Source organism: Nocardioides sp. DN36, assembly GCF_055380375.1.
Window position 1 is genome coordinate 534,182 of the sequence record NZ_AP043823.1, and the last position, 24,093, is coordinate 558,274.

The 24,093-nt window shown below is 74.0% G+C and carries 28 protein-coding genes; 14 read left to right on the forward strand and 14 right to left on the reverse strand.

The window, feature by feature from the left end; translation table 11 throughout:
- From ACZ43H_RS03415 to ACZ43H_RS03445, 7 genes are read left to right on the forward strand one after another with little or no spacing between them, the layout of a single operon-like run.
- Positions 1-213: a V-type ATP synthase subunit F gene (locus ACZ43H_RS03415; RefSeq protein WP_464587765.1), complete on the forward strand. Its 213-nt coding sequence runs from the start codon at positions 1-3 to the stop codon at positions 211-213.
- A complete protein-coding gene (locus tag ACZ43H_RS03420) occupies positions 210-758 on the forward strand; it encodes a hypothetical protein (protein WP_464587767.1) in 549 nt (182 codons plus the stop codon). Before ACZ43H_RS03415 ends, ACZ43H_RS03420 begins: the two co-directional genes overlap by 4 nt.
- The gene (locus ACZ43H_RS03425) at positions 755-2,470 is read left to right on the forward strand and encodes a V-type ATP synthase subunit A (RefSeq protein ID WP_464587768.1); all 1,716 of its coding nucleotides are present in this window, start codon (positions 755-757) and stop codon (positions 2,468-2,470) included. The genes ACZ43H_RS03420 and ACZ43H_RS03425 overlap by 4 nt, the downstream gene beginning before the upstream one ends.
- Positions 2,471-2,480: 10 nt before the next feature.
- Positions 2,481-3,881: a V-type ATP synthase subunit B gene (locus ACZ43H_RS03430; protein WP_464587770.1), complete on the forward strand. Its 1,401-nt coding sequence runs from the start codon at positions 2,481-2,483 to the stop codon at positions 3,879-3,881.
- A gap of 3 nt (positions 3,882-3,884) precedes the next feature.
- Positions 3,885-4,544, forward strand: coding sequence for a V-type ATP synthase subunit D (locus ACZ43H_RS03435; protein WP_464587772.1), 660 nt, complete (start codon positions 3,885-3,887; stop codon positions 4,542-4,544).
- Positions 4,541-5,014: a universal stress protein gene (locus tag ACZ43H_RS03440; RefSeq protein ID WP_464587774.1), complete on the forward strand. Its 474-nt coding sequence runs from the start codon at positions 4,541-4,543 to the stop codon at positions 5,012-5,014. Before ACZ43H_RS03435 ends, ACZ43H_RS03440 begins: the two co-directional genes overlap by 4 nt.
- A 48-nt stretch (positions 5,015-5,062) precedes the next feature.
- Positions 5,063-6,217 carry a site-2 protease family protein gene (locus ACZ43H_RS03445; RefSeq protein ID WP_464587775.1) on the forward strand — a complete coding sequence of 385 codons (1,155 nt, stop codon included), beginning with the start codon at positions 5,063-5,065 and terminating at the stop codon, positions 6,215-6,217.
- 19 nt (positions 6,218-6,236) lie between these two features.
- Here the strand turns inward: ACZ43H_RS03445 and ACZ43H_RS03450 are convergent, their stop codons facing one another.
- Complete coding sequence (locus ACZ43H_RS03450) at positions 6,237-6,449, reverse strand: DUF7218 family protein (protein ID WP_464587777.1); 213 nt, start codon at positions 6,447-6,449, stop codon at positions 6,237-6,239.
- A 1,019-nt stretch (positions 6,450-7,468) separates the two neighbouring features.
- Here ACZ43H_RS03450 and ACZ43H_RS03455 point away from each other — a divergent pair.
- Positions 7,469-7,855, forward strand: coding sequence for a DUF5709 domain-containing protein (locus ACZ43H_RS03455; protein ID WP_464587779.1), 387 nt, complete (start codon positions 7,469-7,471; stop codon positions 7,853-7,855).
- Positions 7,856-7,880: 25 nt separating this feature from the next.
- Here ACZ43H_RS03455 and ACZ43H_RS03460 read toward each other — a convergent pair whose 3' ends face one another.
- Positions 7,881-8,426 (reverse strand): flavodoxin domain-containing protein, encoded by a 546-nt coding sequence (locus tag ACZ43H_RS03460; RefSeq protein WP_464587781.1) that lies wholly within the window; start codon positions 8,424-8,426, stop codon positions 7,881-7,883.
- A 47-nt stretch (positions 8,427-8,473) separates the two neighbouring features.
- Positions 8,474-9,538, reverse strand: a complete 1,065-nt coding sequence (locus ACZ43H_RS03465; protein WP_464587783.1) for an NAD(P)-dependent alcohol dehydrogenase — start codon at positions 9,536-9,538, stop codon at positions 8,474-8,476.
- A gap of 169 nt (positions 9,539-9,707) precedes the next feature.
- Between ACZ43H_RS03465 and ACZ43H_RS03470 the strand changes: the two genes are divergently transcribed.
- The gene (locus ACZ43H_RS03470) at positions 9,708-10,676 is read left to right on the forward strand and encodes a universal stress protein (protein ID WP_464587785.1); all 969 of its coding nucleotides are present in this window, start codon (positions 9,708-9,710) and stop codon (positions 10,674-10,676) included.
- Positions 10,677-10,682: 6 nt separating this feature from the next.
- Here the strand turns inward: ACZ43H_RS03470 and ACZ43H_RS03475 are convergent, their stop codons facing one another.
- From ACZ43H_RS03475 to ACZ43H_RS03485, 3 genes are read right to left on the reverse strand one after another with little or no spacing between them, the layout of a single operon-like run.
- Entirely contained in the window at positions 10,683-11,705 is a 1,023-nt protein-coding gene (locus ACZ43H_RS03475; RefSeq protein WP_464587786.1) for a zinc-dependent alcohol dehydrogenase family protein, read from the reverse strand.
- A gap of 11 nt (positions 11,706-11,716) precedes the next feature.
- On the reverse strand, positions 11,717-12,181 hold the full coding sequence (locus ACZ43H_RS03480) for a universal stress protein (protein WP_464587788.1): 465 nt from the start codon (positions 12,179-12,181) through the stop codon (positions 11,717-11,719).
- Entirely contained in the window at positions 12,178-12,663 is a 486-nt protein-coding gene (locus tag ACZ43H_RS03485; RefSeq protein WP_464587790.1) for a universal stress protein, read from the reverse strand. Before ACZ43H_RS03485 ends, ACZ43H_RS03480 begins: the two co-directional genes overlap by 4 nt.
- A 230-nt stretch (positions 12,664-12,893) precedes the next feature.
- Here ACZ43H_RS03485 and ACZ43H_RS03490 point away from each other — a divergent pair, with 230 nt between their 5' ends.
- Together ACZ43H_RS03490 and ACZ43H_RS03495 are read left to right on the forward strand one after the other, a co-directional pair.
- A complete protein-coding gene (locus ACZ43H_RS03490; RefSeq protein ID WP_464587792.1) occupies positions 12,894-13,187 on the forward strand; it encodes a hypothetical protein in 294 nt (97 codons plus the stop codon).
- Complete coding sequence (locus ACZ43H_RS03495) at positions 13,184-13,756, forward strand: hypothetical protein (protein WP_464587794.1); 573 nt, start codon at positions 13,184-13,186, stop codon at positions 13,754-13,756. Before ACZ43H_RS03490 ends, ACZ43H_RS03495 begins: the two co-directional genes overlap by 4 nt.
- 92 nt (positions 13,757-13,848) lie before the next feature.
- Here ACZ43H_RS03495 and ACZ43H_RS03500 read toward each other — a convergent pair whose 3' ends face one another.
- Positions 13,849-15,393: an MXAN_6640 family putative metalloprotease gene (locus ACZ43H_RS03500; RefSeq protein WP_464587795.1), complete on the reverse strand. Its 1,545-nt coding sequence runs from the start codon at positions 15,391-15,393 to the stop codon at positions 13,849-13,851.
- Between the two features lie 116 nt (positions 15,394-15,509).
- Positions 15,510-15,908, reverse strand: a complete 399-nt coding sequence (locus ACZ43H_RS03505; RefSeq protein WP_464587797.1) for an FAD synthase family protein — start codon at positions 15,906-15,908, stop codon at positions 15,510-15,512.
- A 77-nt stretch (positions 15,909-15,985) separates the two neighbouring features.
- On the opposite strand from ACZ43H_RS03505, the gene ACZ43H_RS03510 reads away from it, so the two are divergent.
- Together ACZ43H_RS03510 and ACZ43H_RS03515 are read left to right on the forward strand one after the other, a co-directional pair.
- Complete coding sequence (locus ACZ43H_RS03510) at positions 15,986-17,254, forward strand: DUF445 domain-containing protein (protein ID WP_464587799.1); 1,269 nt, start codon at positions 15,986-15,988, stop codon at positions 17,252-17,254.
- 67 nt (positions 17,255-17,321) lie between these two features.
- Entirely contained in the window at positions 17,322-17,585 is a 264-nt protein-coding gene (locus ACZ43H_RS03515) for an RNA-binding S4 domain-containing protein (RefSeq protein WP_464587800.1), read from the forward strand.
- Between the two features lie 529 nt (positions 17,586-18,114).
- On the opposite strand, the gene ACZ43H_RS03520 is transcribed toward ACZ43H_RS03515, so the two are convergent.
- From ACZ43H_RS03520 to ACZ43H_RS03535, 4 genes are all read right to left on the reverse strand, one after another.
- Positions 18,115-19,320, reverse strand: a complete 1,206-nt coding sequence (locus ACZ43H_RS03520) for an IS110 family RNA-guided transposase (protein WP_464587801.1) — start codon at positions 19,318-19,320, stop codon at positions 18,115-18,117.
- Positions 19,321-19,415: 95 nt separating this feature from the next.
- Complete coding sequence (locus ACZ43H_RS03525; protein ID WP_464587802.1) at positions 19,416-19,784, reverse strand: FKBP-type peptidyl-prolyl cis-trans isomerase; 369 nt, start codon at positions 19,782-19,784, stop codon at positions 19,416-19,418.
- A 33-nt stretch (positions 19,785-19,817) separates the two neighbouring features.
- Complete coding sequence (locus ACZ43H_RS03530; protein ID WP_464587803.1) at positions 19,818-20,249, reverse strand: CBS domain-containing protein; 432 nt, start codon at positions 20,247-20,249, stop codon at positions 19,818-19,820.
- A 103-nt stretch (positions 20,250-20,352) separates the two neighbouring features.
- Entirely contained in the window at positions 20,353-21,267 is a 915-nt protein-coding gene (locus ACZ43H_RS03535; RefSeq protein WP_464587804.1) for an inositol monophosphatase family protein, read from the reverse strand.
- A 54-nt stretch (positions 21,268-21,321) separates the two neighbouring features.
- Between ACZ43H_RS03535 and ACZ43H_RS03540 the strand changes: the two genes are divergently transcribed.
- On the forward strand, positions 21,322-21,756 hold the full coding sequence (locus ACZ43H_RS03540; protein WP_464587806.1) for a DUF2231 domain-containing protein: 435 nt from the start codon (positions 21,322-21,324) through the stop codon (positions 21,754-21,756).
- A gap of 12 nt (positions 21,757-21,768) precedes the next feature.
- Here ACZ43H_RS03540 and rsgA read toward each other — a convergent pair whose 3' ends face one another.
- Together rsgA and aroA are read right to left on the reverse strand one after the other, a co-directional pair.
- Positions 21,769-22,770 (reverse strand): ribosome small subunit-dependent GTPase A, encoded by a 1,002-nt coding sequence (gene rsgA / locus ACZ43H_RS03545; RefSeq protein ID WP_464587807.1) that lies wholly within the window; start codon positions 22,768-22,770, stop codon positions 21,769-21,771.
- Positions 22,767-24,083 (reverse strand): 3-phosphoshikimate 1-carboxyvinyltransferase, encoded by a 1,317-nt coding sequence (aroA, locus tag ACZ43H_RS03550; protein WP_464587809.1) that lies wholly within the window; start codon positions 24,081-24,083, stop codon positions 22,767-22,769. Before aroA ends, rsgA begins: the two co-directional genes overlap by 4 nt.
- Between the last annotated feature and the right edge of the window lie 10 nt (positions 24,084-24,093).

The following is a 24,093-nucleotide window of genomic DNA, read 5'->3' on the forward strand; positions in this document are numbered from 1 at the left end:
GTGGCGGCGATCGGGACCGCGGACCTGGTGGCGGGGTTCGGCCTCGCCGGCGCGCAGGTGCACGAGGCGGACGACCCCGCGGCGGTGCGGGCGGCGTGGGGCGCCCTGCCCTCCGACGTGGCCGTCGTCGTCCTGACGGGGGCCGCCGCCGACGCGTTGGGGCCGCAGCGCACCGCGCCGGGCGCCCCGCTGACGGTGGTGCTGCCGCGATGACCAGCGCCCCGACGGCCACCGCTGCGGAGGCCACCGCTCCGAGGACCACCTCCCGGGCCGCCGCGCTCGAGCCGGTGCGCGCCGCCCTGCTCGCGGCCGCCCGGGCGGAGGCGGACCGGGTCCGGGCCGAGGCGGAGGCCGACGCAGGGCGTCGCGTGGACGCCGGCCGACGGGAGGCCGAGGCGCTGCTGGCCGAGGCGCGGTCCCGCGGCGCCGCCGACGCGGGCTGGGTGCTGGCCGCGGAGCAGACCGAGGCGCGGCGTACCGCCCGGGGCGTCGTGCTGTCCGCGCAGCGCGAGGCCTACGACCGGCTGCGGCGGGAGTCTGTGGACGGCGTGCGCGCCCTGCTCGCGGACCCGCGCGTGCGCGCCGACCTGGCCGCCCGGTTGCTGGTCCTGCTTCCGGGAGCCACGGTGCGGGACGTCGACGGCGGCGGCCTGTCCGCCCGGACCGCCGACGGGCGCAGCATCGACGCCTCGGCCGAGGCGCTGGTGGACCGGGCCCTGCCGTCCGTCGACGGGACGCGGCTGTGGTCGGCGCCGTGAGCGCCGGGCGGGTACGCCGCGTCAACGGCCCGCTCGTCGAGGTGACCGGGCTCGGCGACCTCGCGATGGCGGACCTGGTGGCGCTGGGGGTCGCGGGCCTGCCGGGCGAGGTCGTCGCCGTCGGGACCGCGGCGGCCTCGGTGCAGGCCTACGAGTACACCGGCGGCCTGGCGGTGGGGGACCCGGTCACCGCACTCGGCCGCCCCCTGTCGGCCCGGCTGGGGCCGTGGCTGCTGGGCGGGGTCTTCGACGGGCTGCTCCGGCCGCTGACGTCCGCGCCCACCTGGCTGGAGCCCGACAGCGACCAGCGAGGGACCGGGTCGCGCTGGGAGTGGCGGCCGGCCGTCGGCGAGGGCGACGAGGTGACCCCCGGGGCCGTCCTCGGCACCGTCCCCGGCGCGGGCAGCGTGGAGTACCGCGTGCTCGCGCCACCCGGCGTACGCGGTCCGGTCCGGTGGCTCGCGGCCCCGGGGACCTACGGGGCGGACGAGCCGGTGGTCGACGTCGCCGGCACGTCGGTCGCGGTGGGCGCCAGCTGGCCGGTACGACGGCCGCGGCCGGTCGAGCGTCGGGTCGGCACCGCCGAGCCGCTGCTCACCGGGCAGCGGGTCCTCGACGCGCTCTTCCCGGTGGCGCGGGGGAGCACCGCGGCCGTCCCCGGCGGGTTCGGGACCGGCAAGACCATGCTGCTCCAGCAGGTGGCGAAGTGGTGCAGCGCCGACGTCATCGTCTACGTCGGGTGCGGCGAGCGGGGCAACGAGATGGCCGACGTGCTCCAGGACCTCGCCCGGCTGGTCGACCCCCGCACCGGCCGGGCGCTGGCCGGGCGGACCGTGATCATCGCCAACACCTCGAACATGCCGATGATGGCGCGGGAGGCCAGCATCTACACCGGTGTCACGGTCGCGGAGCACTTCCGCGACATGGGTCACCACGCCGTGGTGATCGCCGACTCCACCTCGCGCTGGGCCGAGGCGCTGCGGGAGTTCGCCTCGCGCTCGGGGGCGCTGCCCGCCGAGGAGGGCTACCCGGCCGGGCTGCCGTCGGCGCTCGCGGCGTTCTACGAGCGTGCGGGGCGCTTCGTCACCCTCGGCGGGGCCGAGGCCTCGGTGACGATCATCGGTGCGGTCTCGCCGCCGGGCGGGGACACCACCGAGCCGGTCACGGCCCACACCGAGCGCTTCGTGCGCGGACTGTGGTCCCTGGACCGGAGCCTGGCCTACGCCCGGCACTACCCGGCGGTGGGCTGGACGGGGTCGTTCGCCCGGGACGCCGAGGGCCTGGCCGTCTGGCACGCCCGCAACGGTGATCCGGGCTGGGGGTCGCGCCGCGCCCGGATGGTCTCGCTGCTCGCGGAGGCCGACCGGCTCGGCGACCTCGCCGAGCTGGTCGGCACGGCGTCGCTGCCCGGCCGGGAGCGGGTCGTCCTGCTCGGCGGGCGGCTGCTGCGCGAGGCCGTGCTCCAGCAGAGCGCGGTCGACCCGGACGACGCCCACTGCACGGCGGGGAAGACCACCGCGCTGGTCGACGCCGTGCTCGCCGTCGTCGACGCCTGCACGGCGCTGGTGGAACGAGGCGTCATCGCCACCGAGATCGAGGAGGTCGACCTCTCGCCGCTGCTGCGGGCCGCCCGAGAGACGCCGCCGGACGCCGTGGAGGAGATCGACATCCGCCGTGACGTGGTGCTGCGCACCCTGGGGGCCCTGGGATGAGCGTGCCGCGATGAGGCCGGTCCCCGACCTCGAGGTCGTGCGCACCGGGGTCGAGCAGCTGCGCGGTCCGCTGCTCGTGGTCAGCGGCGCCACCGGCGTGGGGTGGGACGAGTTCGCCACCGTGCTCGTGGAGGACGCCGACGGCGGTCCGCAGGTCCGGCACGGGCTGGTGCTGGAGGTGGACCGGGACCTCGCCGTGGTCCAGGTGCTCGAGGGCACCGACCGGCTGGCCACCGGCTCCACCCGGGTCGCGTTCTCCGGACGGCCGCTGCGGGTGCCCGTCGGGACGGCCTGGCTCGGCCGCGTCTGCAACGGTCGCGGGGAGCCCGTGGACGAGGGCCCGCCGATCCTCGCGCCCGCCACCGCACCGGTGGCCGGGCTGCCGCTGAACCCGACCTGGCGGGAGCCACCCGCCGAGCCGATCCTCACCGGTGTCTCCGCCATCGACGCGCTGACCACCCTGGTCCGCGGCCAGAAGCTCCCGATCTTCTCGGTCGCCGGGCTGCCCCACCTCGAGCTCGCCGCGCAGGTGGCCGCCCAGGCGACCGCCGGTGGGGAACCGTTCAGCGTCGTCTTCGCGGCCATGGGGCTGACGCACGCCGACGCGGAGATGGTGCGCTCGGTGCTGGAGGAGCGCTCCGCGGCGGGCGAGCTGGTGCTGCTGCTCAACACCGCCGACGACCCCGTCATCGAGCGGGTGCTGACGCCGCGCATCGCTCTCACCGTGGCGGAGGACCTGGCCTTCACGCACGGGCGGCACGTGCTCGTCGTGCTCGCCGACATGACCAGCTACGCCGAGGCGCTGCGCGAGGTCTCCTCCGCCCGCGGCGAGATGCCGGGCCGGCGGGCGTACCCCGGCTACCTCTACAGCGACCTGGCCTCGCTCTACGAACGCTGCGGCCGGGTCCGCGGTCGGCCCGGCTCGGTCACCGTGGTGCCCGTGCTGACCATGCCGGCAGGGGACATCACGCACCCGGTGCCCGACCTGACGGGCTACATCACCGAGGGGCAGGTGGTCCTCTCGGCGGCCGTGCACGCCCGCGACGTCTACCCGCCGGTCGACCCGCTGGCGTCGTTGTCGCGCCTGATGCGCAGCGGCGCCGGTCCGGGCCGGACCCGTGAGGACCATCTCGACCTCGCGGCCCAGCTGCTCGCCGCCCTCGCCCGTGCACGGCAGGTCTCCGAGCTGGCCGAGATCGTGGGCGCCGCGGCGCTCAACGCGACCGACCAGCGCTACCTGGAGTTCGCGACCGGCCTCGAGCGCCGGCTCCTTGACCAGTCACGCACCGAGGTCCGCTCGCTCGACGACACGCTGGACCGGTGCTGGGAGGTCGCCTCGGTCCTGCCGGTGCGGGAGCTCACGATGCTGCCGACCCGGTTGCTCGAGACCCATCTCGACGGGAGGCGGTGAACCGTGCCCCAGGCGTCGCGGATCCCGCCCGGCCGCGCCGGACGGATGTGGCTGCACCGCCGGCTCGCCGTCGCCGAGCGCGGTCGCGAGCAGCTGGACCGCAAGCTGCGGATCCTGCTCCCCGAGCTGCAGCGCCGCCGGCTGCAGGCCGACCGCTTCGGACGCGAGTGGGACACCGCGTGCGCCGAGGCCCGCACCTGGCTGCTGCGCGTCGTGCTGCTCGGAGGCGAGGACGCCGTGCTCGCGGCGAGCACCGTCGAGCCGGCCCGGGTCGACGTGACCTGGGCGAGCACCATGGGCCTCGGGTACCCGGTCGGGGCGGAGCTCGTCGTACCCGAGAGCACGCCGACGGTCCCGCCCGCGAACGCCGCGGTCGTGCCGGCCGCCCGGGCGTTCGAGGCCGCGCTCCGGGCCGGGGTGCGCAGCGCCGTCGCGGACGAGGCCGTGCGTCGGGTCGAGGCCGAGATCGCGGTCACGCGACGCCGGATGCGCGCCCTCGAGCGGCGCTGGGCACCGTGGCTGCGGCAGGCCCTCGCCGAGCGCGAGGCCGCGCTGGAGCAGGCGGAGCGGGAGGACGGCGTACGCCTGCGGCGGGCCGCCGGGGCCGCGGGGCTCGCCGGGGCCGACGGCGCCGGCTCCGGCGAGCGGAGGAGCGGACCGTGATCCGCCGGGTCCTGCTGGCGGTCGAGGACTCACCCGACGCGATGGCCGCTGCCGGCGCCGCGGTCGAGATCGCGCGCGGCGTCCAGGCGCGGCTGCGGATCGTGCACGTGCTCGTCGACCACGAGTTCGACGCCGCGCTGCTGGCGGCGACGGGGTCCGGTCGCGAGGGTGGCGGCCGGCCGGCCGCCACCGCGATCCTGCGCCGGGTCGCCGCGATCGCCGAGGAGGCCGGTGTGGAGGTCGAGGCGGCCGTGCTCGACGGCGCGGTGGGGCAGGCGATCCTCGACGACGCCCGGCACTGGGCGGCCGACGTGATCGTGATCGGCCGGGCCCGCCGCAGCTACAGCGGGGAGCCGTACGTCGGGGCGCAGACCCGGCACGTGCTGGAGTTCGCCGAGCGCCCGGTGCTCGTCGTGCCGCCGACCAGGAAGCGGGACGGGCTCGGCGCGGGCCCAAGGTCCTCCCGGTGATGCCGCACGGCCCCTGCCCGGACGGTGCGGCGCTCCTAGCGTGGAGCTGTGGTGGTGTTCCGCGTGCGGGGCGTCCCGATCCGGGTCGGCTGGAGCTGGCTGGTCATCGTGGCGCTCGTCTACTGGTCGCTGGCGACGGTGCTGTTCCCGACCAGCTACGCCGACCTCGCCACGTGGGAGTACCTCACGATGGCCGCGGTCGCGACCGCGCTGCTGTTCGCCTCGCTGCTCGTCCACGAGCTGTGCCACACGCTGCGCTCGATCCGTGAGGGCGTGCACATCAAGGACATCACCCTGTTCCTCTTCGGCGGGGTCTCGCAGGCCGACGAGCCCATCCCCGGTCCGGGCGCGGAGTTCCGGATCGTGGCCGCGGGGCCGGCGGCGTCCGCGGTCCTCGCGGGCCTCTTCTGGCTCGCGGCCCTGGGTGCCGGTGCCGCCGGTGTGCCCGACCCCTGGGTCGGCGTGCTCTCCTACCTGGCTCAGATCAACGCGCTGCTGCTGGCGTTCAACGTCGTCCCGGCCCTGCCGCTCGACGGCGGTCGGCTGCTGCACTCCTTCCTGTGGTGGCGCACGGGGGACAGCGAGGTCGCCACGATCCGTGCGGCCGGCGCCGGCCGCGTCTTCGCCGTGCTGCTCATCTCGATGGGCCTGGTCTTCCTGCTGCTCGGCGACACCGTGGGCGGCGTCTGGTTCGCGGCCATCGGGTGGTTCCTCTTCCAGGCGGTGCGGCAGGAGGTGCTCTCCGCCAGGGCGACGCAGGCCTTCACGGGGCTGCACGTGCGGGACCTGATGACGGCGCCGCCGATCACGCTCGTCCCGGACATGACGATCGCCGAGCTGGCCGAGAGCCTGGACGCGCTCGCCGACCACTCGGCGTACCCCGTCGTGGCGGGGGAGCGCTACCTCGGCACGCTGGTGCTCGCCCGGGCCGGCGCGGTGCCGGAGTCCCGGCGGCACGCCGTACGCGTCGGCGAGGTGATGACCCCCGCCGCGGCGCTGCCCGCGCTGCACCCCGACGACGAGGTCGTCGACGCGGCCCGGGCGCTCAGCGAGTCGCTGCTGCACGCGGGCGCCGACGTACCGCCCTCGTCCGTGGTGCTCGGCGGGCCGTCGGGCGAGCAGCCGGTCGGCATCCTCTCGACCGCCGACCTGGAGCGCGCGATCGCCACCGCCCCGCTGCGGGTCGGCCAGCACCAGTCCTGACCGGGACCGGCTCCGACGTCTACGATCCGTGGCTCGCCCTGCCGCCCTTGCGGCCGGCCTCCTTCTTCTGCGCGGTGGTCCCGCCCTGGGAGCTGTCGCCCCCCGAACCGCTCTTCTGGCCGCCGTGCTTCGAGGCGTCGGGGGAGTTGGCGATCCTCGCCGCGCGCTCCTTGGACATGCCCTTGTCCTTGAGCGCCTCGTACTGCTTCTCGTTCTTGATGTTGCCGGCCATGTCGTCGCCTCCCTGTCGTTGCGAGTGCTGACGTCGGGTCGGTACCCGGGTCGCGGGTGGGCATGCGGTCCTGCTCCCGGTCCCGCTCGCACCGCGGTGGGGGTCGGTCTCCGCTACTGCCCGCTCCCGGCTCTCCGGCTGCTCTCGGTTCCGGTCTTGGCTGGCGACGGGGCAGGTCGGCTTGGGTCGGGGGTCGGCTGCCGGGCTGCGGTTGCGGTTTGGTCACCAACCGCATGTCCGGGGGCGTTTTCGGGGCGGTCTTTGACCAATCGGTGGGGTCGGTTGGGGCTCCGGCTGGCTCCCGGCTGTCGGGCTGGTGTCGGTTGCGGTCCCGGCTGGCTACGGGGCAGGTCGGCTTGGGTCGGGGGTCGGCTGCCGGGCTGCGGTTGCGGTTTGGTCACCAACCGCATGTCCGGGGCCCGTTTCGGGCCGGTCTTTGACCAATCGGTGGGGTCGGCTGGGGCTCCGGCTGGCTGCCGGGCTTCGGTTGCGGTTTGGTCACCAACTGCATGTCCGGGGGCGTTTTCGGGGCGGTCTTTGACCATTGGGTGGGGTCGGCTGGGGCTCCGGCTGGCTGCCGGGCTTCGGTTGCGGTTTGGTCACCAACTGCATGTCCGGGGCCCGTTTCGGGCCGGTCTTTGACCAATCGCTGGGGCCGCCGGCCGCGAGCAGCACCAGGAATCGAGCAGGGTCAGGGACCACCACCACCCAGCAGAGAAGGGGCGAAGGACGAGGCAGCCGGCCGGGCGAGCCCGCAGCCGCGAACCGCGCGCAAGGAGCGTCAAGCGAGGCGCGGCGCCGCAACGAGCCGCAATCGGGAGCAACGAAGGTCGGCGACGCGGCGAGCCCAGCGACGGCGCGCGGACCGCGGCGGAGGGACGCCCACGAGCCAGCAGCGAGCCACAGCCCGAGGAGAGCCCGGCCACCGCCGGAAACAAGGCCACCGCCGGAAACAAGGCCACCGCCGGCAAATGTCACACCCGGGTTTGCCCCCCAGGCATGCGGGCTACGTTCGGGACATGAGCGAAGACCAGCTGCAGCCCCAGGACACGCTGGACGACCGCGGCGTCGACGACGTCCTCGACGAGGGCATCTCCCCGCCGGAGCGCCCGCGCGGAGTGACCGCCAAGGGCGTGACGCCCGCCGAGGCCGCCGAGGGCGAGACGATCGACGACCGGCTGGGCCAGGAGGAGCCGGAGGTCTGGGAGCAGGCCGAGGCCGAGCGCGACGCCGAGGTCGTCGACGGTGACGTCGGCGGTGAGGTGGGCAGCGAGCGCTCCGGGCGCCTGCTCGCGCCCGACGAGGGGGCGCACGAGGACGTCGACGGCCTGGTCGCCGCGGACGAGGGCATCGACGGCGCAGGTGCCAGCGCCGAGGAGGCCGCGGTCCACACGATCGAGGACTGAGGCCGGCGGTCGCCCCGCGCGCAGGTCAGGCGGACTTGCGCGCGGGACGCGTCCGCACGATCGTCTGCAATCGGCGCGCCCACTCCCGGGCGCGTTCCCGCTCGCCCTCGACGAGGGGTCCGCGGACGTCCACGACGTAGAAGCTCGTCGGGTGGTCGATCACCTCGAAGCGGTGGCCGCGCAGCACCCGCGCGGCCTTCCGCGCAGCCGAGCCGGGCCAGTGCTGGACCTTCTCGATCCGGGTGTCGAAGACGGCCACGCACGGCCGTGGCTCGCCCGCGGGGAGCACCTCGTCCACGCCCGCCAGCCACTCGCGCACGCCCAGGGTGGCGCGCGACTCCGAGGCGCCCTGCCGGACGGCGTCGGCCCGGGTGCTCGGCCGGCTCAGGGTGAGCGCGTGGGTGGGGGCGCCGACGACGACCAGGTCGCTGCCGGCGAAGTCCGCGGGGCGCACGTGCCGCACGTCGGCGAGGGCGACCTGGCCGCCCTCCGCGGCGAGGCCGTCGCCGATCTCACGCGCGAGCTGCTCGGTGTTGCCGAACATCGACTCGAAGACGATGACGGTCTTCATGCTGGCCATGGTTCCTGGCACTCCATCCGGGTGGGGCGACGTGGTGTTCAGGGTCGGTAGGTGTCGTGGGGGACGACGACGGCGCGGCCGCTGACCGTGCCGTGGGCGAGGTCCCGGTAGGCCTGCTCGGCGTCGTCGAGGGTGTAGATCGTGGTCTCCGCGTGCAGCAGCTGGCGCGACGCGAGGTCGAGCACCTCGACGAGCTCGCGGCGGTTGCCCCAGTACGTCGTCTGCACGCTCGCCTCGTAGGGCACGCCGAAGAACGACACGGGCAGGGTGCCGCCGGCGATCCCGACGATGGTGATGTCGCCGAGCTGTCGGGCGCTCGCGGCGCCCGCGGCCAGCGTCTCGTCGGAGCCGACGAAGTCGAGGACGACGTCGGCGCCGCGGCCTCCGGTGGCCTCGCGCACCTGGTCGACGAGGTCTTCGCCGGGCGCGAGGGCGAGGTCGGCCCCGCAGGAGGTCGCCAGCGCGCGGGCCGACTCACGCGAGTCGACCGCGATCACGCGGGCGGCGGTGGTGGCCCTCAGCACCTGGACCCCCAGGTGCCCGAGTCCGCCGACACCGATCACGAGCGCCGTGGCGTCCGGGCCGAGCTTGGCGTTGGAGCGGCGTACGGCGTGGTACGGCGTCAGGGCGGCGTCGGTCATCGGCGCGGCGTCCACGGGGTCCACCCCGTCGGGCAGCGGGACCAGGTGCCGGGCGGCGGGCACGAGGAGGTACTCCGCCATGCCACCGTCCAGCCCCAGGCCGCCGCCCCCGCCGGCGACGGGAGCCAGGTCCGGGCGCTCGCAGTAGGTCTCCAGGCCGTCGAGGCAGCGCGCGCAGGTGCCGCACCCCCAGGCGCCGACCACCGCGACGGGCTGGCCGGGCTCGAGGTCGCGGACCCCGGCGCCCAGGGTGTGCACCCACCCTGCGTTCTCGTGGCCGATCGTGAACGGCGGGGACCACGGCAGCCCGCCGGCCTCGAAGTCGTGCATCAGGTGGAGGTCGGAGTGGCAGGCACCGGCCGCGCCCACCTGCACGAGCACCTCCCCGGGTCCTGGCTCGGGGACGGGAACCTCCTCGAGGACTGCTTCGCTCTTCCAGGACTTCAGGCGGAGTGCCTTCATGTGGCCGCGGCCTCTCGGGTCGGTGACGGGTGCGGTCCCAGCCTGTCGTCCGCGCTGGTGACAACTCAGGGGCGTCGGACCGGTGGTCGCCGGGACGTTGGTCCCTAGGTGTGGCGGGACCGCGGGGCTTGTCTGGAAGCGGAAGTCTCACCCGGACCTGGGAGGTCGGATGCCCGAGCCCAGCACCAAGGCCGGCAGCACGCCCGGCACGAAACCCGTCGTGGTGGCGGTCGGCAACGACCCGGTCGACAGCGCCTTGGAGTACGCCGTCGCCGAGGCGCTGCGCGAGGGGTGCGGCGTCCACGTCCTGCACGCGATCCACGTCAAGCCGACCGGCCCGGAGATGGTGCTCCTCGACTTCGGCGAGATCGAGCAGATCGGGCACGCGACCCTGCACGCGGCGGTGGAGAAGGCCGAGGACCTGCTGCGCGGCCGTGCGCCCCTGACCAGCGCCCTGGTCCGCGGGCCGGTGGTGCAGACGATCCTCGAGGCCACCCAGGACGCCCGGCTCGTGGTGCTGCAGCGGCGTGACCTGTCCCGGATGCGGCGTACGGTGACGCGCTCGGTGTCCAGCGGCGTCGCCGCGCACGCGCACGTGCCGGTGATCTCGGTCCCGGCAGGCTGGTCGGAGGAGACCGACCACCCGGGGGAGCAGCCCGTCGTCACCGTCGGCGTGGACATCCCTGAGCGGTGCGCGCCCGTGGTCGCGACCGCCGCGGCCGCCGCCCGCTCGCGGGGGGCCCGCCTGCACGTGCTGCACACCTGGTGGTTCCCCAGCGTGTACGACGACATCATCATGAGCCGCGTCGAGAACGACACGTGGGCCGACAAGGCGCGCGAGGAGATCCAGGTCGTCCTCGACGGTCTCGGCGACGCCGTCGCGGGGCTGTCCGTCGAGATCGAGGCGCGGCACGCCCATCCCGCCGACGCCCTCATCGACGCCGGCCGCGACTCGAGCCTGCTCGTGGTGGGCCGCCACGACCCGCTGGTCCCGGTCGGGTCCCACCTCGGCCCGGTGGCGCGCGCGGTGCTGCGCGACGCCGTGTGCCCGGTGCTGCTGGCGAACCCGTCGCACGTGCACCGTGCCGGCAACGCCTCGGCGCCGAAGAGCACGCACGAGCCGTACGTGACCTCCTGAGGGTGCTCAGCCCGAGGGCTCAGGGTCCCCCGCGGGCTCAGGGTCCATGGTCACGACCACCGACCCGCTGACCCTGCCCGCCGCGAGGTCCTCGAGGGCGCGGTCCGCCTCCTCGAAGGGGTACGCCGTGGCGTGCACCCGCACGCCGAGCCGGCCCGCGAGCCGCAGCAGCTCCTCGCCGTCGCGGCGGGTGTTCGACGTGACCGTGCGCAGGTCCCGCTCCCGGAACAGGTGCCGGTCGTGGTCGAGCGCGGGCACCCCGCTCATGTGGATGCCGGCGAGCGCCAGCGTGCCGCCGCGGTCCAGGGCCGCCAGGGCGACCGGCACCAGCGTGCCCGCCGGTGCGAAGACGATCGCCGAGTCCAGCGGCACCGGGGGAGCGTCGACCTCACCCCCGACCCACGTCGCGCCGACCTCCTCGGCGAGCCGGCGGTTGCCCTCGCCGCGGGTCATCACGTACAGCTCGGCGCCCTGGGCCAGCGCGATCTGGGCGGTGATGTGCGCGCTGGACCCGAAGCCGTAGATCCCCAGCCGGCCGCCGGGTGGCACGGCGGCCCGCCGCAGGGCGCGGTACCCGATGATCCCGGCGCACAGCAGCGGCGCGACGTGCACGTCGTCGTACTCCTCGGGAAGCCGGTAGGCGAAGCCCTGCGGGACCACCGCGAGCTCAGCGAGCCCGCCGTGCTCGTCCCATCCGGTGTACGACGAGTCGGGACACAGGTTCTCCGACCCACGCCGGCACCACCGGCAGGTCCCGCACGTCCGGCGCAGCCAGGCGATGCCGACACGGTCGCCGATCGCGAAGCGGCTGGCGGCGCTCCCCGTCCCCTCCACCACTCCGACGGCCTGGTGCCCGGGCGTCATCCGGGCCCCGCGTGGTGGGAGGTCGCCCTCGGCGAGGTGCACGTCGGTGCGGCACAGGCCGCAGACCCGGACCCGGACCAGGACCTCGTCGGGGCCGGGCTCCGGGCGGGGGAGCGTCGCGGTCGCGAGCGGGTGGTCCTCGACCGGGGCGGGCCGATCGACCACCCACGCGCGCATCAGGACCGGACCGGGGACGGGGTGAGGACGTGGACCGCCCCGTCGGCGGGGACCAGGGCGACCGCGCACCCGAGGCGGGTCCGGCACCAGCCGGCCAGGCTGTCGGGCCGGTCGTGGGCGCCGACCGCGGCGCCGCTGTCACCGAGCACCAGGAGCGGGCTGCCGGTGGCGTGGAGGGACAGGGCGTCCCCGGGCCGGGCGTTCTCGAGCACCGTCGTGACCCGGACGTCGGCGGGAGCGTCGCCCAGCGCGGCGTGCACGGCGTCGCGCTGGGCCGAGCGGGCGCGCTCGCGGGCATCGCTGTGGTGGCCGGGGACCTCCCGGACGAAGACGGGCCCGGTGTGCGGCCAGGCCGTCACCACCTCCACGTCCCACTGCTGCCCGGCGGCCACGGACACGGCCCACCTCAGGGCGCGGACGCTGGCCGGCGAGCCGTCGACCCCGACGATGACGGCGCCGCTCACGGCAGCACCCCCGGCAGCACCGGCGTCACGTCGAGCCCGGGGTGGGCCTCGGGTGGTGCCGCGGCCGCGCGGGCGGTGCCGGGGACGAGCACGACCGGGCAGGTGGCCCGCAGGGCGACCTCGGTGCAGGTCGATCCGGGCCGGGTCGAGGGGGGAGTGGTGGAGAGCCCACCGCCGTCGTGCCGCTGGAGCACGACCTGGCGGGCCCGGCCGGCGCGCTCCACGATCACGTCGACCACCGGACCGGCGTGCGCGAGCTCGGTGCTCACGGGCACCCGGCGATCGGCCAGCTCCTCGGCCCGGAGCGCGACGTCGTGCAGGAGCCGCTCGCCGTCGGCGTGCGCCGCCAGTCCGTCGCCGGGTTCCACGACGTGCAGCAGGTGCACGGGGCAGCCGGCCCGCACCGCTGCCTCGACGGCGTGGCGCACGGCGGGCTCGAACTCGTCCTCCACGGCCACGAGCACGGGCAGGTCAGTACGCACTGGGCACACCTCACCGGTCGTCTGGTCTGGACGGGGCCCACACTTCCCGGCCCGGGCGGGCCCTGACAGTGACCAAAGGCCCACGCCGAGGGACCAATCGCCCGGGTATCCGGAAGGGCCATCGCCGAGGGCCATCCACGCGGGACCCACGGCACCGGGCGGCGGGGACCTCCGGCCCTGCTTGGCCGGCCGCGGGACGGGCGACCGTGGAGACCAGGGAGGTGGTCGCCATGACGACGCACGTGACACATCGCCATCGCTGGGCGTGGCACGGTTCGGGGGGACGCGGGCTCGAGTGGCGCAACGTGCTGCCGCACCTGCCGCTGCCGGCCGTCGTGCACCGGCGCGCCCGTCGTGCGGCGTCCGCGCCGACGTTCGGCGAGCGCAGGCCGCTGGCCGGCGTGGTGATCACCGTCCTCTGGCTGGTCGCGATCGGCGTCCTGGTCGGCACCTTGCTGGGCAAGGTGCTCGCGCTGACGGTCCACGAGGTGCTCGTCCTGGTCGCCCCGGGGTCCGGGTCATGAACGCCTACCGGGCCGTGTGGAACACCGTCGCCGGCCTGCTCGTGGCCGTCGGGCTGTCGCTGGCCGTCCACCGGATCGGCTTCACCGACATCCTGGCGATCGCGGTGCCCCTGGCCGGGATCGCCGGCCTGTACGCGTACCTCTACGCACCCGAGGGTGGGGGCGGCCCCGGGCACGTGATCCGGTGGGCGCTGCGCATCGGGGTCGGGATCCCCGCCGTCGTCGGGCTGCTCGGCCCGCTCGGTCCGGGGTCGCTGGTGCCGCTCGGTGGCTTCCTGGCGCTCTCGCCGGCGGCCGTGACCTGGTTCCACCAGCGGTACGGCGGCCGCGGGCCGTCGTGGAAGGCGCGGCCGTCCTTCGCCGCCCGGATCAGCGACCGGGACCTCGCGCTGGCGTGGCAGTCGAGCTACGCGGCCCTGCAGACGACCACGGACGTGGCGACCAAGGCCCGCATCGTGCAGGTCCGCACGCTGCTGCTCGACGAGCTCGAGCGGCGGTCGACGCCCGAGGGCCGGACCCGCCGCTGGGTGGCCAGCCCCGACCAGCTGTTCACACCCCGCCGCCCCTGAGCGACATGGGCCCTGGACGACAACTGCTCCTGGACGACAACTGCCCGGGGTCGGCCTCCTGAGGGAGGCCGACCCCGGGCAGTTTGGTCGGGTCAGCGCTTGAAGGCCACGACCTTCACCTTGAAGCGGCTGCCGTTGTCCTTCGGGTTGCCCTGGCAGGAGAAGTAGGTGTTCTCGTTGCAGTTGAACCGGGTCGAGGCGTTGGCCAGCGTGACCGTCACCCGGCCGACGCGGCCGTCAGAGAACGGCACCGCCAGCTTGCCGTGACCGTGGCGGCTCAGGTTCAGGACCTTCTTGAGCGGGTGGCCGTGCTTGCGCTTGACCACCACGACGACCCGCGGGCTCTTGGCCCGGTTGGGGCCGTCGATGATGATGCGGGCGCGCCACTTCCTGCCGGCGAGCGAGGAGTCCGGGGAGACCGCCACGTTGCGCGAGGCCATGTGGTTGACCCGCAGCCTGGTGTGGTCCTTGCGGGCGCCCTTGGAGAGCGCGAAGCTCTTCGAGATCGCCGCGCTCGGCCACGCCGAGCCCTCGGCGTAGGTGCGCCCGGGGATGGTGTTGCCGGCGGCGTACTTGGCGAAGACGGAGGCGAACCCGCCGTGGGGCTTCAGCGCGCCCTTGACGGCCTGCGTGGAGTACTCCCTACCGGCGCCGGGGAACGAGCCGGCGCGGTTCCAGATCTTGTGCACGATCCCCTTGCCGTAGCGGCTGCTGAGGTACTCGAAGAAGACCCAGTTGCCGTACTGCTCGACACCGTTGGGGTTGAAGGTGTCCAGAGGGGTGCTGGGACGGGCGACCTGGCCGGCCGGGAGGTACTGCCGGTTGTCGTTCACCGCGTCGGCGAAGCGCTCCTCCATCCAGGTGGAGGTCGCCTCCATCATCCAGTGGTCCTCCCGGTAGTCGTACGCGAACTGCACGGCGTGGAAGAACTCGTGGGCGGCGGTGACGCGGAGGCTGTTCGCCGGCGGGGCGCCGAACTGGCTCTGGGAGAAGTCGTTGTCGAGCACGCAGTAGCCCGAGGCCTCACGCTTGCGGCCCGGCTTGAGGTACTCGGGGGCGCAGTAGCCGTAGAGGTACTCCGAGCCCACGTCCTTGAGGTAGACGTCGAGCTTGCTGTTGCCGCCGCGCTGGCCGTCCTTGACCGGGTGCCGGTAGTTGAGCTTGCCGACCTCGAGGGCCCACACCTTGTTCATGGTCTTGAGGTTCTTGTTCACCCACGCCTTGCTGGGCGGGGCGTCCGCGGTGGTGGGGACCCAGTGGATGCAGATGTGACCGCGGCACTTGCGCTGCGCCGGCACGGTGTAGCCGTCGCCGTTGGGGTCGTTGGCGCCGTCGGTCGGGCGGGCCAGCACGTCCTCGGCCTCGGCCCGGTCGGCGGGTGCCAGGTCGGGCAGCGCGGCGAAGAGGTCACGCAGCGCCAGGGTGCCCTCCGGGCGGACGCCGGTGGCCGGCTGCACGGTCCCGGACAGCACGTCCTGGGCCCGCTCGAGCGCCTGCCTCGCCTGGACCCGCGCCGACGGGCCCGGGTCCGACGCCACTGGTGGGAGGGTCCCGTCCGAGGCGATGGCGGCGGTGGCAGGCAGCACGGACAGAGCCGTGGCCAGGGCCGCCGCGGCGGCGGCGATCGAACGACGCATGTGTGTCCCCTTTGATGTCGTGTGTGTCCGGCAGGAGGCCGCCGGTGGGCCGACCCGAGCCTGCCCAGACCAGTGGCCACCCTAAACCGACCGGCGCAGGGGCTTCGACGGGGTGATCAGCTGGTGGCCGAGATCTTCTCGATCAGCGCGGTGGTGGAGATGGCCGGTGTGCGGGGCAGGTAGACCACCTCGCAGATGTCCTCGAGCTCGTCGAAGCGGCCCGACCAGTCGTCGCCCATGACGAGCACGTCGGCGGCGTACTGCTGGATGTAGTCGCGCTTGAGCTCGAGGCTCTCCTCGACGAACACCTCGTCGACGGGCTTGAGGGCCGCCACGATGGCCAGCCGCTCGGCCTGGCTGAAGACGGGCTCGCGGCCCTTCTTGCGCAGGTTCAGCTCGTCGGCGGAGACCCCGACGACCAGCCGGTCGCCCAGCGCTGCGGCACGCTCGATCACCCGGAGGTGGCCGACGTGGAAGACGTCGAAGGTGCCGAACGTGATGACGGTGCGAGCCATGCCCGGGATTCTGGCACGTCCACCGTCGGCGCTCCGACTCGCGGGCGGTGACCGCCGGTGCGGAACAATCGGCCGGGATGACCGCCACCATGTCGATGACCATGCCCGACTCCGACGCCGACGAGGTGCGCCGGCGCGGCCTGCGCCGGATGCGCACGCTCGCGCTCGGCCTGCTCGCGCTCGCCGCCGTGGTGTACGTCGCCACGCTCGACCGCGCCGGGTTCTGGGGGTTCGTGAACGCCGGTGCCGAGGCCTCGATGGTGGGTGCGATCGCGGACTGGTTCGCGGTCACCGCGCTGTTCCGGCACCCGCTCGGCCTGCCGATCCCGCACACGGCGCTGATCCCGCGGCGCAAGGACGAGCTCGGCCGCGGCCTGCAGGAGTTCGTGGGGGAGAACTTCCTGGCCGAGGACGTGATCCGGGAGCGGATCGCGGCCGCGACCATCGCGCAGCGCGTCGGCCGCTGGCTCTCCGACCCCGCTCACGCCCGCCGCGTCGTGGACGAGGTGGCCGACGTCGCCGCGATCGGCCTCGGCAAGGTGCGCGACGAGCACGTCGCCGACCTGGTGACCGAGGCCCTGGTGCCACGGTTCCGGGAGGAGCCGATCGCCCCGCTGCTGGGCGGCCTGCTCGGTGAGGTGGTGCGCGACGACCTCCACCACGGCCTCGTCGACCTGGCCCTCGGCGAGCTGCACGAGTGGCTGGAGCGCAACCCCGAGACGGTCGCGGAGATCCTGGGCGAGCGGGCCCCGTGGTGGTCGCCGGCGCGGCTCAACGAGGCGGTCACGTCGCGGATCCACCTCGAGCTGGTCCGCTGGGTGGGCGACATCCGCGACGACCCGAGGCACCACGCCCGCCGGGCCCTGGACTCGATGCTGGCCCAGCTGGCGAGCGACCTGCTCGAGGACCCCGAGACCCAGGCGCGCACCGAGCGGCTCAAGGAGCGGTTGCTCGACCACCCCCAGGTGATCGCCTCGAGCATCTCGCTGTGGAACGCCCTGCGACGCGCGCTGCTGACCTCGCTCGGCGACCCCGAGGGGGCGGTGCGCCAGCGCCTGCTCGCCGAGGTCCGGCACTTCGCGGAGCGGCTCGAGGCCGAGGAGGAGCTGCGCTGGCGGCTCGACGGGTTCATCGCCGACGTCACGGTGTTCGCCGTCGAGCGCTACGGCACCGAGCTCACGACCGTCATCACGCACACCATCGAGCGGTGGGACGGCAAGGAGGCGGCCCGCCGCATCGAGCTGCACGTCGGGCGCGACCTGCAGTTCATCCGGATCAACGGCACCATCGTCGGTGGCCTCGTGGGCGTGCTCATCCACACCGGCAGCGTCCTGATCGGCGGTTAGGGCCTGACAAGTCGGATAGTCCGGCACGTTTCTGACGTGGGACGTCGAGAACGTGCCGGACTATCCGATGGAGGAGAATGCGCGGGTGAGCGAACCCTTCGACGTCCCGATCCGTGACGAGTCGATCCGACTCGGGCAGTTCCTGAAGCTGGCGAACCTCGTCGAGACCGGCGCCGAGGCCAAGCCGGTGATCGCCGACGGTGCCGTCCGCGTGAACGGCGAGGTCGAGACCCGGCGCGGCCGTCAGCTGGTGCTGGGGGACGTCGTCACGCTCGGCGGCCAGTCGGCCCGCGTCTCCGACGAGAGCGCGGGCGACGACCTGCCCTGGTGAGGCGTCGTCCTGAGGGATGCCTGGCAAGGCGGAGGAGCGAAGGCGGCCTTTGAGCGGAGCGGGCCCTCGAGCGACGACCTGTCCCGGTGAGGCGTCGTCCTGCGGGATGCCTGGCAAGGCGGAGGAGCGAAGGCGGCCTTTGAGCGGAGGGCCGTCGAGCGACGACCTGTCCCGGTGAGGCGTCGTCCTGCGGGATGCCTGGCAAGGCGGAGGAGCGAAGGCGGCCTATTGAGCGGAGCGGGCCGTAGAGCGACGACAACGCCGCCAGGCGCCCGCAGGGCGACGCCTAGCTTTCGCGCGAGCGGTCAAGTGTGACGGCGGGCGTGCGGGATCGGCCGAGGGCGTCGATGGGGACCTCGGCTTGGGTTCGCGACGAAGCGGGATCGAGGAGTCCGGTGCGGGCCGCTGGTGTCGGCAGGCTGATCAGGCGCCGTGGTCGGCAGGCTTTCGTGTTCGCCGTAGAAGGCGGCCCAGCGCGCACGGGCGGCAAGCTAGGTTGCGCCGTCGAGCGGCATAGCTAACGTGGCCGTCACCGTCCGCGGCTGAGCCTTCCTCGACGATACGCCTCTTCGTCGAAGGGTTGTTGGGTCACGAGCATGCGGTAGATCAGTCGGCAGGCGTTGCGGGCGAGCGCGACGCGGGCCTGGATCGGCGTCATTCCGCGGGCACGCAGCTCGGCGTTGCGGTCGGCGAACGAGGGCGAGTACAGCGACAGGCCCCAGGCGATGCCCATCAGGGCGTCGCGGTGCTCGGCCAGACCCTGACGAGAGATTCGGCCGCGGCGGCGGATCGTGGCGGACTCGTACATCGCTGGCGCCAGGCCGGTGGCTGAGTAGAGGTGCTCGGCGTCGGGGAACCGGCTGATGGCCAGGCTGTGCGCAGCGAATGCAGCAGCGCGGTTCACGGCCACACCCGGCAGGCTGGTCAGGACCTGGCCATCGGTACGAGCGAGCAGGGCCGCGACCTCGTCCTCGACGGCCGCCACGTCGACCAGCAGCCGGCGGTAGCGATCCAGGTCCCGGCCCATCCGCTCGGCTCGCGCAGCCGCGTCCGGCGGCGGCGGGAGGCAATCGCGCCACCGACTGACCCAGTACTCGGCGGTCGCTTTGGTCAGCCTGCCCGGTGACCTGGCGATCAGCGAACGCGTTGACGGTGCTCGCCCGGCGAAGCGGACCGCGCACGCGAGCACTGCCTGGCCGGTCGGTGTCTCGATCGGCAGCGCCCGACCCAGCGTCGCGGCGTGGCCGTCAGGTGCGGACAGGCCGGGGCACAGGGCGTTGAGCTGGTCGTGGAGTCGCTGCTGGGCCTTCTTCCGGTCAGCGACCAGCCCGCGGCGATGCCTGACCGCAGCGCGCAGTTCCTCGGCCACGGCTTGCTCGGCCTGGCGTCGGCCGGCGCCCTGGCGAGCCAGGTAGGTCAGCGCGGCGCAGTCTCGGTCGTCGGTCTTGAACCGACCCGACCCCAGCTGAGTGCGGGCGGCCTTGGTTTCCGATGGCGCGAACAGCCGCAGCGAGCCCGGATGCAGCCGCTCGAGCTCGGCGGCCCATGCGCGGTGCAGACTGCCGGTCGCCTCGATCGCGATCACCCGCTCGCCAGCGTGGGCGGCAAGCATCTTCTCCAGCGCCGCGATCCCCGACCGGGCGACCGGCAACGACACCGGTTCCTCCAGGAGACCGGTCCCATTGCTGACCCAGACCCGGTTCATCACCTTCCCCGGATCCACGGCCACGACCACCGTCGCCGGATCCAGGGCAACCTCCAACATGCCCATGAGCTGCCTCCTTGTGAGCGGACCCGTCCAGAGTCCTCTCAGCTACAGCTCACGACCTATCAGCTGATGCCGAGCAGGTCGACGACGAAAATCAGCGTCTCGCCGGGCTTGATCACGCCGCCGGCGCCGCGGTCGCCGTACCCGAGGTGCGGCGGGATGACGAGCTGGCGGCGGCCGCCGACCTTCATGCCCTGCACGCCCTGGTCCCAGCCCGAGATGACCTGGCCGATGCCGAGGCGGAACTGCAGCGGGGTGCCGCGGTTGTACGACGCGTCGAACTCCTCGCCGGTGGAGTGGGCGACGCCCACGTAGTGCACGGAGACGGTGTTGCCGGCGGCGGCCTCGGGGCCGTCGCCCACGGTGATGTCGGTGACGACGAGGTCGGTGGGGGGTTCGGGGTCGAAGAACTCGATCTCGGGCTTGTCCATGGCCGTCACCCTAGCGAGCGGGGCGCGGGCGGCTCAGGTCTGGTGCACGTAGTGGTCGAGCTGGTCCCGCTCGAACTGCAGCTGGTCGATGCGGTGCTTGACCACGTCGCCGATGCTGATGATGCCGACCAGGCTGCCGTCGTGCATCACCGGCACGTGCCGGATCCGGCGCTCGGTCATCATCTTCATCAGGTCGTCGAGCGGGGTGTCCTGGTCGCAGGTCTCGACCTCGGCGGTCATGATCGCGCCGACGGTGTTGTTGATGACGGTGCCGTCGTGGTGGAGGCGGCGCACGACGTCGCGCTCGCTGACGATCCCGTCCACGGCACGACCGTCGGTGCTGACGATGAGCGCACCGATGTTGTGCTCGGCGAGCATCGCGATCAGGTCGCGCACCCCGGAGTCGGGGCTGATCGTCACCACGTCGTGGCTGGCCTTGGCCCTGAGAACGTCGCCGATCCGCATCGCTCCACCTCCGTCGGCCCCGGTGTGTCCGGGGTCACTGAAAACGCTACTCGCGCCGTGGCTAGGTCGTACAGACGTGCGCGCCGGTGGGTGGCGAGAGACCTCAGTCGAGCTGCGGCTGCTCCTCGTCGGCCGCCTCCTGGCGGAGGCGCCGGGACCGGAGCTCGTGGACCGAGCCGGGCCGGTGGGGTTGGGAGTCGGGGTCGTCCTCGTCGTGGGGGAGCGAGCCGAGGAAGGCCAGCGCGGCGTCGTGGAGGTGGCCGTTGGAGGCGAGCGCGTTGCCGCCGAACGGTCCGTCGGTGCCGTCCAGCGAGGTGAACCGGCCGCCGGCCTCACGCACGATGACGTCCAGCGCGGCCATGTCGTAGAGCTCCAGCTCGGGCTCGGCGGCCAGGTCGACCGCCCCCTCGGCGAGGAGCATGTAGGACCAGAAGTCGCCGTAGGCCCGCGTGCGCCAGCAGCGCCGGGTCAGCGACACGAAGTCCTCCAGCCGGCCGCGCTCGTCCCAGCCGGACAGGGAGGAGTAGGCGAAAGACGCGTCCTCGAGGCGGCGCACGTCGGAGACCTGGCAGCGGATGGCCTTGAGCAGGGACCGCCCGGTCCAGGCCCCGTTGCCGATCGACGCCCACCAGCGCCGCTGCAGCTGCGGAGCGGACACGACGCCGAGCACGACCTCGTCGTCGACGACCAGCGAGATCAGCGTCGCCCAGACCGGCACCCCGCGGACGAAGTTCTTGGTGCCGTCGATCGGGTCGACCACCCAGCGCCGCTGGCTGTGGCCGGTCGACCCCTGCTCCTCACCGAGGACCGCGTCGCGGGAGCGCACGCGGGAGAGCGTCCGCCGGATGCCCTCCTCGACGGCCTGGTCCGCGTCGGTGACCGGCGTGAGGTCGGGCTTGCTCATCACGTGCAGGTCCAGCGCCTTGAAGCGGGCCATGGTGAGCGAGTCGGCGTCGTCGGCCAGGACGTGCGCGAGGCGCAGGTCGTCGGTGTAGTCGGTCGAACCGGTGGTCGGCATGCGCACAGGCTATGCCCAGCGACGATCCGGGCCCGGGGGGCTTACCGTCGGTACATGGAGATCAACGGGCTCCCGCTGCACCCGCTGGTGGTGCACGCGGCCGTGGTGTTCGGCCCGGTCGGGGCGCTGTCCGCCCTCGGCTACGTGGCCCTCCCGGGGTGGCGGGACCGGCTCCGCTGGCCCATGGTCGCGCTGGCCCTGCTGGCGGCGGCAGCGATCGCGGCGGCCTTCGTGACCGGCAACAGCTTCTACAACAGCCGACCCGACCTGCACCAGCTGCCCAGCCTGGCGACCCACCGCACCCGCGGTCGGATCCTGTTCTGGGTGACGTTGCCATTCGCGGCTCTCGCCGTGGTCGCCGGCTGGCAGCACCTCCGCACCGGCGGCCTGCGCGTGGTCCTCGACGTCCTGCTCGGTGCGGCGGCGCTGGCGGTCCTGGTGCTGGTCGTGCTGACCGGCGACGCCGGCGCCCGCTCGGTCTGGGGCTAACCGGCCGGGCGACTAGTACGCCGGGGCGCTGCGGGCGGCCAGCAGGCGCCGGAAGGACTCGACGCGTTCGGCGTCGGCGTGGCCGGCGGCGATCGCCTCGTCGAGGCCGCACTCGGGCTCGTCGGTCCCGTGGGTGCAGCCGCGCGGGCACTCCTCGGTCATCTCGTCGAGGTCGGGGAAGGCCTCGATCAGGTGCTCGGGCTGGACGTGCGCGAGCCCGAAGGAGCGGATGCCGGGGGTGTCGATGATCCAGCCTCGGTGGCCCTCGGGGGACTCGGGCAGCTCCAGCATGAACGCCGACGTCGACGTGTGCCGGCCGCGGCCCGTGACCGCGTTGACGTGGCCGACGTCGCGTCCCGCGTCGGGCACCAGCGCGTTGACCAGCGTCGACTTCCCGACGCCGCTGGACCCGACCAGCACGCTGGTCCTGTCGCTGAGCCGCTCGCGGACCGCGGACAGGTCGCCGCCGCGCCGGGTCACCACCCAGGGCACGCCCAGCGACCGGTACGTGCCCAGCAGCGTCTCCGGGTCCGCGAGGTCCGACTTGGTCAGGCACAGCAACGGCTGCATGCCGGCGTCGTACGCCGCCACCAGGGCGCGGTCGATCAGCCGCGGCTGCGGCTCGGGGTCGGCCAGGGCAGTCACCACGACCAGCTGCTCGGCGTTGGCGACGATCACCCGCTCCACGGGGTCGTCGTCGTCGGCGGTGCGTCGCAGCGTCGTCAGGCGATCGTTGACCTCGACGATGCGGGCCAGCGAGCCGGGGGATCCGGAGGTGTCGCCCACGACCCGGACACGGTCCCCGACGACGACGCCCTTGCGGCCCAGGGGCCGGGCCTTCATGGCCATCACCGTTCGTCCGTCGATCAGCAGCGTGAACCGGCCCCGGTCGACGGTGACGACCACGCCGTCGACGGCGTCGTCGTACGACGGCCGCTCCTTGGTGCGCGGGCGGGTGTGGCGGCGCGGACGCTCGTAGTGCTCGTGGTCGTGCTCGGAGTAGCGCCCGCTCATCGACGGGCGTCCGCGGGGACCAGGAGCCGCGACCAGAAGTCGGCGAAGTCGGGAAAGGTCTTGCTGGTGGTGGCGACGTCCTCGACCAGCACCCCGTCCACGGCGGCGCCGACGATGACGCCCGCGTGGGCCATCCGATGGTCGGCGTAGGTGTGGAAGACGCCGCCGTGCAGGGTGCTGGGGGCGAGGCTGAGCCCGTCCGCGTGCTCGACCACGTCGGCGCCGAGGGCGCCGAGCTCGGTCGCGAGCGCGGCCAGCCGGTCGGTCTCGTGACCACGGATGTGGGCGATGCCGCGCAGGTGGGAGGGCGAGGAGGCCAGGGCGGCCAGCGCGGCGACGGCCGGTGCCAGCTCGCCCACGTCGTGCAGGTCGACGTCGATCCCCTCGAGCGTCCCGCTGCCGGTGACCCGCAGGCCCTCGTCGACGCGCTCCACCGTGCAGCCCATGCGGGACAGGATCTCGCGCAGCGCGTCACCGGCCTGCGTGGTGTGCTGCGGCCAGTCGCGCACCGTCACCGACCCTCCCGAGACGGCGGCCAGTGCCAGGAACGGCGCCGCGTTGGACAGGTCGGGCTCGATGAGGTGGTCGACCGGACGCACCGGACCGGGTGCCACCGTCCAGCGGTTCGCGTCCGAGTCGTCGACCTGCACCCCGTGCTCGCGCAGCATCGCCACGGTCATGTCGATGTGGGGAAGCGACGGGACGGGCTTGCCGTCGTGGCGCACGTCGACCCCGTGCTCGTAGCGGGCGCCGGCCAGCAGCAGCGCCGAGATGAACTGCGAGGACGCCGAGGCGTCGATGACGACCGTGCCCCCGGGGACGGCGCCACGCCCACGCACCGTGAAGGGGAGCGCCTCGCGGCCCCCGTCGTCGATCGCCACCCCGAGGGTGCGCAGTGCACCGAGCACCCCGCCGATGGGGCGGGTGCGCATGTGCGGGTCGCCGTCGAAGCCCACGTCACCACGGGACAGGGCAGCGACGGGCGGCACGAACCGCATGACGGTCCCGGCCAGGCCGCAGTCCACGAGCGCGTCGCCCTCGAACGGCCCCGGCGTGACCACCCAGTCGTCGGTCGAGGTGTCCACGCTCGACCCGAGCGAGGTGAGCGCCCGCGCCATCAGCGTGGTGTCGCGGGAGCGCAGCGCCCGCCGGACGACGGACGGGCCGTCGGCGACGGCGGCCAGCACCAGCGCCCGGTTCGTCAACGACTTGCTGCCGGGCAGCGACACGACGGCGTCCACCGGCGCGGCGGCGCGCGGGGCCGGCCACGGGTCGGCCGGCGTCGGGGGAGTCGTCGAGGGAGGCGTCGTCACCCGTCTCACC

Bases quoted from the DNA above. Each gene is read 5' to 3' on its own strand.
- ACZ43H_RS03465 (WP_464587783.1), bottom strand. From the start codon at position 9,538: ATGAAGGCACTCCGCCTGAAGTCCTGGAAGAGCGAAGCAGTCCTCGAG.
- ACZ43H_RS03530 (WP_464587803.1), bottom strand. From the start codon at position 20,249: ATGCGGATCGGCGACGTTCTCAGGGCCAAGGCCAGCCACGACGTGGTG.
- ACZ43H_RS03525 (WP_464587802.1), bottom strand. From the start codon at position 19,784: ATGGACAAGCCCGAGATCGAGTTCTTCGACCCCGAACCCCCCACCGAC.
- ACZ43H_RS03505 (WP_464587797.1), bottom strand. From the start codon at position 15,908: ATGGCTCGCACCGTCATCACGTTCGGCACCTTCGACGTCTTCCACGTC.
- ACZ43H_RS03455 (WP_464587779.1), top strand. From the start codon at position 7,469: ATGAGCGAAGACCAGCTGCAGCCCCAGGACACGCTGGACGACCGCGGC.
- ACZ43H_RS03515 (WP_464587800.1), top strand. From the start codon at position 17,322: ATGGAGGAGAATGCGCGGGTGAGCGAACCCTTCGACGTCCCGATCCGT.
- ACZ43H_RS03470 (WP_464587785.1), top strand. From the start codon at position 9,708: ATGCCCGAGCCCAGCACCAAGGCCGGCAGCACGCCCGGCACGAAACCC.
- ACZ43H_RS03490 (WP_464587792.1), top strand. From the start codon at position 12,894: ATGACGACGCACGTGACACATCGCCATCGCTGGGCGTGGCACGGTTCG.
- ACZ43H_RS03495 (WP_464587794.1), top strand. From the start codon at position 13,184: ATGAACGCCTACCGGGCCGTGTGGAACACCGTCGCCGGCCTGCTCGTG.
- ACZ43H_RS03450 (WP_464587777.1), bottom strand. From the start codon at position 6,449: ATGGCCGGCAACATCAAGAACGAGAAGCAGTACGAGGCGCTCAAGGAC.
- ACZ43H_RS03535 (WP_464587804.1), bottom strand. From the start codon at position 21,267: ATGCCGACCACCGGTTCGACCGACTACACCGACGACCTGCGCCTCGCG.
- ACZ43H_RS03500 (WP_464587795.1), bottom strand. From the start codon at position 15,393: ATGCGTCGTTCGATCGCCGCCGCCGCGGCGGCCCTGGCCACGGCTCTG.
- ACZ43H_RS03420 (WP_464587767.1), top strand. From the start codon at position 210: ATGACCAGCGCCCCGACGGCCACCGCTGCGGAGGCCACCGCTCCGAGG.
- ACZ43H_RS03460 (WP_464587781.1), bottom strand. From the start codon at position 8,426: ATGAAGACCGTCATCGTCTTCGAGTCGATGTTCGGCAACACCGAGCAG.
- ACZ43H_RS03510 (WP_464587799.1), top strand. From the start codon at position 15,986: ATGACCGCCACCATGTCGATGACCATGCCCGACTCCGACGCCGACGAG.
- ACZ43H_RS03540 (WP_464587806.1), top strand. From the start codon at position 21,322: ATGGAGATCAACGGGCTCCCGCTGCACCCGCTGGTGGTGCACGCGGCC.
- ACZ43H_RS03430 (WP_464587770.1), top strand. From the start codon at position 2,481: ATGAGGCCGGTCCCCGACCTCGAGGTCGTGCGCACCGGGGTCGAGCAG.
- rsgA (WP_464587807.1), bottom strand. From the start codon at position 22,770: ATGAGCGGGCGCTACTCCGAGCACGACCACGAGCACTACGAGCGTCCG.